We start from the raw sequence: 5815 nt of genomic DNA on the forward strand, positions 1-5815 counted from the left end.
GCCACAGGCTCCCGCCCCCGCGGATACGGCGCCGGCCGCACCCGCCGACCCGGCACCCGCGGACCCCGCCCCGGCCGAACCCGCTCCTGCCCCGGCCGATCCGCCTGCCGAGCCGGTGTTGCAGCCGCTCGCGCCGCCGGTGCTCGACCCTGCGCCGGTGGTGCAGCTGGCACCGTGAGGCTAGGCGGCCGTCAGTTCTCCCTGTCGAACCGCTGGCGTTGCCGAACGCCGTAGGCCGCCGACTTCACGGCCTCGTCATCCTCCATCCCCGACCCGAGGGCACCGCCCAGGGTCGCGATGGCGGCCACCAGCCACGCCAGCAGCAACAAGGTCGACAGTTCGACCGGATGGCCGATGTTCTGAGCTATCAACTGCGGCGGGATCGTCCACCAGGCGGTCACCAACAACAGCAGGAACAGCGCGACATGGAAGATGGCGACGCCGATCGTCAGCGTGATGACGGTCGCTGCGTTGTACAGCCTCGCGCGTTCCCGTTCATCGGCCGAATGCGGGCGTTCCCACAACTCGTGGTCCAGGATCAGCCAGGCGATCATTGCGGCAGTGGCGAGTATCGTCGCCGCGATCAGCCGCCACGGACCCATGGTGTCGGACAGCTGCCAGATCGTCGGATAGGCGAGGCTCACCGCCCCGGTGGCGAACGCCGCCATCATTACCTTGGACATCCCCGACACCAACCGCCATGGGCGGTTGGCGTAGACCATTCCGGCGAGAAGTCGCAACCGTGACAGCGTTGACGGCGCGGAGTACCGCACGACGCCGCCCTCCTCGGTGCGCGTCAACCGCTTCGCCGAATTGTCCGGCTCGCCGGACTGCAGCATCTCGGCCACCGCCGTCGTCGCCATCGCACGTACCCGGCGGTGGATGCGCACGCCACCCATCGCGGGGATGGAGATCACCGCGAACCGGTGCTGCACACTGATGTCGGCGATCGTCGGCGTCGTTTCCGTCCGCCGTGGCAGATCCGTCAGATAGAGGACGATGTCTGCGTCCTCACCCGCCGGGTCGATGGTGCGGACGACGTCAGAGACATCATCGTGCTCGTCGATCGCATATGCGTCCCTACGGACGGACACGTCCCACTGGCGCTGCGCAGAGGTGCTTTCAGGCAGCACCTCCGGGAGCGATTCTGATAGCCGTTCGGCCATCGCCGCCGGTACCCCGGGATCAGCGATGACCAGAATCGACGATGATGTGACCCCAGACATCTCTTTATGGCTACCCAGGACGGCTTCCACCAAACGCGGTGGTCTTGTCCCGCCGAGCGCCGGCTTCTAGCCTCGAAAGGGGCTGTCCAGGAGGTGTCCCATGCGGATCGCAGTAGCCGGTGCGACCGGCAACATCGGAGCCCGGACGGTCGCGGCCCTCGAACGCGACGGTCACGAGGCGGTGCGGATCAGCCGCTCCCTCGGCGTCGACCTGCTGTCGGGCGACGGCCTCGACGCCGCCCTGGCGGGCGTCGACGCGGTGATCGACACGGTCAGCTCCCCACCGGTGAGTGCCGCCGAGACGGTGGCCTACTTCGGCACCATCACCGCGAACCTGCTGCGCGCCGAGGCCAGCGCCGGGGTCGCCCACCACGTCCTGCTGTCGATCGTCGGAGTGCACCGCCTCGAGGGCAACGCGCACTACGCGGGCAAGCGCGAACAGGAGCGGCTGATCGCCGAAGGCGTTGACGGCGTCTCGGTGCCGTGGACCGTGGTGCCCGCGACGCAGTTCCACGACTTCGCCGAGCTGGCGGTCGGGTGGACCGAGCACGAGGGCACGGCCACCATCGCACCGCTGCTCGTCCAGCCCATCGCGCCCGACGACATCGCGGCCGTGCTGGCCGAGATCGCGGTCGGCGAACCGCGGGGCCGCTACGTCGACGTCGCCGGACCCGACCCGCAGGATCTCGTCGACATGGCCCGTCGCACCCTGGCGATGCGCGGGCGCGAGGTGAAGCTGATCCCCACCTGGAACGGCGTGTTCGACGAGTCGATGGCCGGCAACGTCATGCTGCCCGGTGACGACTTCCGCATCGCCCCAACGACATTCGAGGACTGGCTGGCCGCAGGCGGCTAGCGCCGCTCGCCCACTTCGTGGTCGCCCCAGTGCACCACACCGGCGCGGGCCAGCAGCAGCACGCTGACCAGCAGCACCCACACCGGGAACGCCAGCACCAGCCACGCACTCACGTCACCGGCGAGCAGCAGGGCCACCGCCACCAGGTAGGTGGCGTACACCAGCGGACGCGGCATGAGCCCGGTGCGCAGCCAGATCGTCGCCAGCGAGATCATGAACACCGCGGCCATCCGCACGCCATAGGTCTTGCTCAGCGTGTTGAGCAGTGTCTGCCCGAACGCCACCACCTCGGCGTGCATCGCGGAATCCACCGACACCGCCCTGGTGGCGATCAGGCCTTCCCCGACCGCCACGGTGGTGAACATCATCGCCAGGAACAGCAGTCCGCTGCCGATGAACACGCTCGCGAAGAACTTGTCCTCGTAGCGGCCGAGTCCGTCGCGGACGACGCCGATGAACCACAGGAAGGCGATGCCCGCGAACGGCATCAGCACCGATGCCCACCGCAGCCTGCCACTGGCCCCGTCGACCCACTGCGAACCCGGCGCGCCACCCTCGGGAAGCGCGGTGCGGATGAGAATCAGTGCGGCGCCGAACAACAGCGCGAACAGCACCCCCGCCGCCGCCGCGGCCTTGGGCGTCGTCAGCCTGCGCAGGTGAGATTCGGCCACGCGGTCATGGTGTCACGCTCAGGGCTGTCCGGGCAGCAATCTGATCATCAGGCCGTTCGCCTCGGCGAGCAGATTCCCTTCGGGATCGCGCATCTCGGCGTTGACGAACGACTTGCGGCCCTGCGCCTCGCGGACCCACCCACGCACGGTCAGCGTGGTGTCGATCGGCGTCACCTTGCGGTAGTCGACGTGCAGGAAGCCGGTGCGACTGATCGGCCTGCCGGTGGCGTGGATGACCATCCCGAACACCGAGTCGAACATCAGCGGCAGCACCCCGCCGTGCACCGCGTAGTTGCCGCCGACGTGAAAGCGGCTGAACTGCACGGTCAGTTCGACGGCCTCGGCGTCGAACTTCGTCACCCGGTACGGCGCCATCAACAGGCTGCCCGCGCCGGGCAGCTCGGGCACCCGGTTGGCTGGGCCGACGCCCTCGGCGGCCTCGAACGGGTCGAGCAACTCGACGAGCGCCTCGACGTGCTCGGCGGCCTTCTCCCACGTCTCACTGTCTGGAGCGGCCGACACCGCCAGGTCCTGGGCGCGGCGCATCGCGGTCAGGAACCGTGCGAAACCGGGCCCGGGATCGGCGCGTTCGAAGTTGGGAAACCCGCCGTGCCTGTCGTATTCGGGATCGACCAGCCGCGGGTCGTCTGTCATGCCCCCGCCAGGATGTCGCGGCGCACGATCGTCTGCTCACGTCCCGGGCCGACGCCGATACACGAAACATGGGCGCCGGCAAGCTCTTCGAGCCGAAGCACGTAGTCGCGGGCCTTGGCGGGCAGGTCGTCGAATTCGCGCGCCGTGGAGATGTCCTCCCACCAGCCCGGCAGTTCCTCGTAGATCGGTTCGGCGATGGCGATGTCGGACTGCGTCATCGGCATGTCGTCGGTGCGCTTGCCGTTCACCCGGTAGCCCACGCACACCGGCACGGTCTCCAGGCTGGACAGCACGTCGAGCTTGGTCAGGAAGTAGTCGGTGATGCCGTTGACGCGGGTGGCGTACCGGGCGATCACCGCGTCGAACCAGCCGCAGCGCCGCGGCCGCCCGGTGGTGACACCGACCTCACCGCCGGTCTTGGCCAGATAGGCGCCGTACTCGTCGAACAGCTCGGTCGGGAACGGACCCGATCCCACGCGGGTGGTGTAGGCCTTGAGGATGCCGAGCACCGTGGTGATGCGGGTTGGCCCGATACCCGATCCGACCGATGCGCCACCGGCCGTCGGATTCGAGGACGTGACAAAGGGATACGTGCCGTGGTCGACGTCGAGCAGCGTGCCCTGCGAACCCTCGAGCAGCACCGTCTCGCCGCGTTCGAGGGCCGCGTTGAGCAGCAGCCGGGCGTCGGCGATGCGGTGGGTGAACCCCTCGGCCTGGGCCAGCAGATTTTCCACCACCTCGGCGGCGTCGAGGGCCTTGCGGTTGTAGATCTTCACCAGCATCTGGTTCTTGAGTTCCAGTGCCGCCTCGATCTTCTCGGTCAGCTGGTTGGGGTCGAGCACGTCGGCGACCCGGATGCCGATGCGCGCGATCTTGTCCTGGTAGCAGGGTCCGATGCCGCGGCCGGTGGTGCCGATCTTCTTGCTGCCCGCGTATCGCTCGACCACCTTGTCGATCGCCACGTGGTACGGCATCAGCAGGTGGGCGTCGGCCGAGATGAGCAGCCGGTCGGTGTCGACGCCGCGGTCCTCGAGCCCTCTCAGCTCGGTGAGGAGCACCCCCGGGTCGACGACGACGCCGTTGCCGATCACGTTGGTCACCCCGGGCGTCAGGATGCCCGACGGGATCAGGTGCAGCGCGAAGTTCTCGCCGGTGGGCAGCACCACGGTGTGCCCGGCGTTGTTGCCGCCCTGGTACCGCACGACCCACTGGACGCGCCCACCGAGCAGATCGGTGGCCTTTCCTTTGCCCTCGTCGCCCCACTGGGCGCCGATGAGCACGATTGCCGGCATGGCTTCTCCGCTTCAGTGCGTGAAAATGACGTGTGCAGCCGGTGAGCTACCTTATCCGACCGGACACATACCCGTTTGCGAGGAGCTTTCCTTGACCACCACCGACGTCGCGGTGCTGCGCTGCGGCGACCGGCCGGCGCCGCGGCCGCTGCGGATGCTGCCGACGGTCGAACTCGACGAGGTCGACCGGTGCAGGCGGGTGGTCGTGCGCGGGGACGATGCGCAGCTGGCCGCCGTGCTGACCCGGCTGCTGCGCGCCGACCGGCTCGACGTCGAGGTCGCCGTCGCCGGCCGGTTCGGGGTGAGGCGGGCACTGACCGCGCCGGCGACGCTGGTGCCGCTGATCCGCGACGACACCGGTACCGCGCTGGTCGGAACGGCGTCGTGGACAGGTTCCCCCGAAGGCACAGTGCTCGTCGGCGAGGCCGTCGTCGACGACACCGTGCTGTTCGACGGCGACGTCCACGGGGTGCGGATCGAACCGACGGCGGCGCTGCCGGGTCTGCGCGCCGCGGTGCTCTCGCCGCGCGGGCGCCCGCGCGGCTGGGTGTCGGGGCGCGCCGTACAGCTCGGCACCTCAGGGGCGCTGCTGACCCGCGACGGCGTCGCGGCGTCGCGGCCGGTGAAACGCTCGACGTTCTATCGGCACACCACGGGCTGGCTGCGGGTCGGCTGACCCGCCGGCCTCAGCGCGACCTGGGTACCGCGGTCGACCACAGCGCCCAGGCCACCAGCACCGGCTGGAACACCAGCCGGACCAGGCGCTTGCGGTCGGAGTCCAACCCGAAGGCGTCGCGCTTGCCGAGGTACTGCGCGATGTTCCCGGGGAACACCGCGACGAAGAACGCCGCCAACAAGCGCCCGACGAGCACCCGGTCGCGTCGCAGCACGGCCAGGCCGGCGCCCAGCATGATCTCCACGGCGCCGGACGCCACCACCACGCCGTCGGCGTCGATCGGCGCGGCCCTGGTCACCCAGTCGGGCACCTGGGCCTGGAAGTCCTTGCGTGCCCAGAACAAGTGGCTCACCCCGGCGAACACCATCGCGCCGGCCAGCAGCAGCCGGGCCGCAGTGCGCAGCGGCGTCGACGGCGGCGGGCCGGCCGGGACCGGCGGC

Annotated in this window: 7 protein-coding genes; 2 read left to right on the plus strand and 5 right to left on the minus strand. The window is 69.6% G+C overall.

All coding sequences use genetic code 11. The features are described from left to right. Window positions 1-191: 191 nt before the first annotated feature. On the minus strand, window positions 192-1226 hold the full coding sequence (locus H7I41_RS20240; RefSeq protein WP_264014407.1) for a hypothetical protein: 1035 nt from the start codon (window positions 1224-1226) through the stop codon (window positions 192-194). 100 nt (window positions 1227-1326) lie between these two features. On the opposite strand from H7I41_RS20240, the gene H7I41_RS20245 reads away from it, so the two are divergent. Next, window positions 1327-2082: an SDR family oxidoreductase gene (locus H7I41_RS20245; RefSeq protein ID WP_264014408.1), complete on the plus strand. Its 756-nt coding sequence runs from the start codon at window positions 1327-1329 to the stop codon at window positions 2080-2082. Here the strand turns inward: H7I41_RS20245 and H7I41_RS20250 are convergent. Genes H7I41_RS20250 through H7I41_RS20260 form a run of 3 tightly spaced genes read right to left on the minus strand, consistent with a single transcriptional unit; the run spans window position 2079 to window position 4699 of the window. Further along, window positions 2079-2753, minus strand: a complete 675-nt coding sequence (locus tag H7I41_RS20250) for a hypothetical protein (protein WP_264014409.1) — start codon at window positions 2751-2753, stop codon at window positions 2079-2081. The two genes, H7I41_RS20245 and H7I41_RS20250, sit on opposite strands and share 4 nt — an antisense overlap. Before the next feature lie 18 nt (window positions 2754-2771). Further along, window positions 2772-3407, minus strand: a complete 636-nt coding sequence (locus tag H7I41_RS20255) for a PaaI family thioesterase (RefSeq protein WP_264014410.1) — start codon at window positions 3405-3407, stop codon at window positions 2772-2774. Then, window positions 3404-4699, minus strand: a complete 1296-nt coding sequence (locus H7I41_RS20260; RefSeq protein WP_264014411.1) for an adenylosuccinate synthase — start codon at window positions 4697-4699, stop codon at window positions 3404-3406. Before H7I41_RS20260 ends, H7I41_RS20255 begins: the two co-directional genes overlap by 4 nt. 91 nt (window positions 4700-4790) lie before the next feature. Between H7I41_RS20260 and H7I41_RS20265 the strand changes: the two genes are divergently transcribed. After that, a complete protein-coding gene (locus H7I41_RS20265; RefSeq protein ID WP_264014412.1) occupies window positions 4791-5375 on the plus strand; it encodes a hypothetical protein in 585 nt (194 codons plus the stop codon). Window positions 5376-5385: 10 nt separating this feature from the next. Here H7I41_RS20265 and H7I41_RS20270 read toward each other — a convergent pair whose 3' ends face one another. Next, window positions 5386-5778, minus strand: a complete 393-nt coding sequence (locus H7I41_RS20270) for a DoxX family protein (RefSeq protein WP_264014413.1) — start codon at window positions 5776-5778, stop codon at window positions 5386-5388. Between the last annotated feature and the right edge of the window lie 37 nt (window positions 5779-5815).

The organism is [Mycobacterium] manitobense (assembly GCF_025821665.1).
GTDB classification, from domain to species: domain Bacteria; phylum Actinomycetota; class Actinomycetes; order Mycobacteriales; family Mycobacteriaceae; genus Mycobacterium; species Mycobacterium arseniciresistens.